We start from the raw sequence: 1,600 nt of genomic DNA on the forward strand, positions 1-1,600 counted from the left end.
GTTCCGCGCCGGCGGTCCGGGCCGCCGCGCTGGCGGCGCGCCGGATCTCCCGGCTGGTCCATGAGCCGCGCGGTCCACCGAGCAGGGCGATCTGCCGGTGACCGAGGCCCACGAGGTGCTCGATGGCGGTCCGTGCGCCCTGCCCGACGTCCATCAGGACGCAGGGCAGACCCGCCAGTTGGCGGTTGACCACGACCAGCGGCACCTCGCGGCTGAGCTGCTCGATCAGGCTGTTGCTCATCCGGGGGCTGCACAGCAGCACGCCGTCGACCTGCTTGGCCAGGGCGTGCACCAGTTCCTCCTCCGCGGCCGCGTCCTCGTTCGTGTCGGCGACGAAGACGTGGTAGTCGCGGTGGCGGGCCTGACTCTCCGCCGCCTTGATCAGCGGCGGGAAGAACGGGTTGGCGATGTCGGCGATGATCAGGCCGATGTTGTGCGTCCGGCCGGTGATGAGGGCCCGGGCGGCCCGGTTCGGCCGGTAGCCCAGGTCCTCGGCGCAGGCCAGCACCCGCACCCGGGTCTCCGGGTTGACCAGGTGGGGCGCGGAGAAGGTGCGGGAGACGGTGGAGATGTGCACGCCGGAGGCCCGTGCGACGTCCCGGATGGTGACTGGCACTCAGGCCCCCTTCATCGATGTGTGTCGGCGGTCACGGGTGTCGCCAATTAATGCAAACGGTTGCTCCACTGTCAACGGCACTTGATTACAGCTCTGTTTCGGCCGGGCTCTCGCCATGCACTCCAAACCCCATGAATAGGGTCAAACGACGCCGATTCTCGGCCGCTCGTTGACTCTGACCAATCGATCGTGGTTACTTCACTGCAAAGGTTTGCATAAAGATCGAGGAGGATCGGTCTGTGTCACCGCAACCCGGCAAGCGTGCCCGGTACGCCGTCGTCGGCACCGGCGCCCGCGCCGAGATGTTCGTCCGGGCCCTGGTCCGCGACCACGCGGACACCGCCGAACTGGTCGCGTTCGCCGACGTCAACCAGGCCCGGATGGACGCCCACAACCGATGGCTCGGCGAGCTGGGCCACGCTCGGCTGCCGACGTACCACGCCGACGACTTCACCACCATGCTGGCCGAGGAACGTGTCGACGTGGTGCTGGTGACCTCGGTCGACGTCACCCACGACACGTACGTGGTGGCCGCGCTGGACGCCGGCTGTGACGTGGTCACCGAGAAACCGATGACCACCGACGCGGCCCGCTGCCACCGCATCCTCGACGCGGTACGCCGCACCGGGCAACGGGTGACGGTGGCGTTCAACTACCGCTACAACCCCTTGCACGAACAGATGCGACGGCTGCTCGCCGAGGGCGCGGTCGGCGAGATCGGCTCGGTGCACTTCGAGTGGCTGCTCGACGTGCGCCACGGCGCCGACTACTTCCGACGCTGGCACCGCGACAAGGCCAGCTCCGGCGGGCTGATGGTGCACAAGGCCAGCCACCACTTCGACCTGGTCAACTGGTGGCTCGACGCCACCCCGGTGCAGGTGTACGCCGCCGGCCGGCTGTTCTTCTACGGCGACGACGGCCGCCGGCACGGCTACGCCCGCGACTACGACCGGGCGCACGCCGCGCCCGCCGCCGCCGACGACC

2 protein-coding genes are annotated in these 1,600 nt (G+C 69.2%); one reads left to right on the top strand and one right to left on the bottom strand.

What is annotated here, in order from left to right:
• Nucleotides 1-616, bottom strand: a 616-nt coding sequence (locus EYA84_RS31630) for a LacI family DNA-binding transcriptional regulator (RefSeq protein WP_131057829.1), incomplete at its 3' end; no start/stop codon positions are given.
• A gap of 239 nt (nucleotides 617-855) precedes the next feature.
• Between EYA84_RS31630 and EYA84_RS31635 the strand changes: the two genes are divergently transcribed.
• A partial coding sequence (locus tag EYA84_RS31635; RefSeq protein ID WP_131057830.1) for a Gfo/Idh/MocA family protein occupies nucleotides 856-1,600 on the top strand: 745 nt, incomplete at its 3' end.

It is taken from the genome of Verrucosispora sp. SN26_14.1 (assembly GCF_004307965.1).
In the GTDB taxonomy this organism is placed as follows: Bacteria; Actinomycetota; Actinomycetes; order Mycobacteriales; family Micromonosporaceae; genus Micromonospora.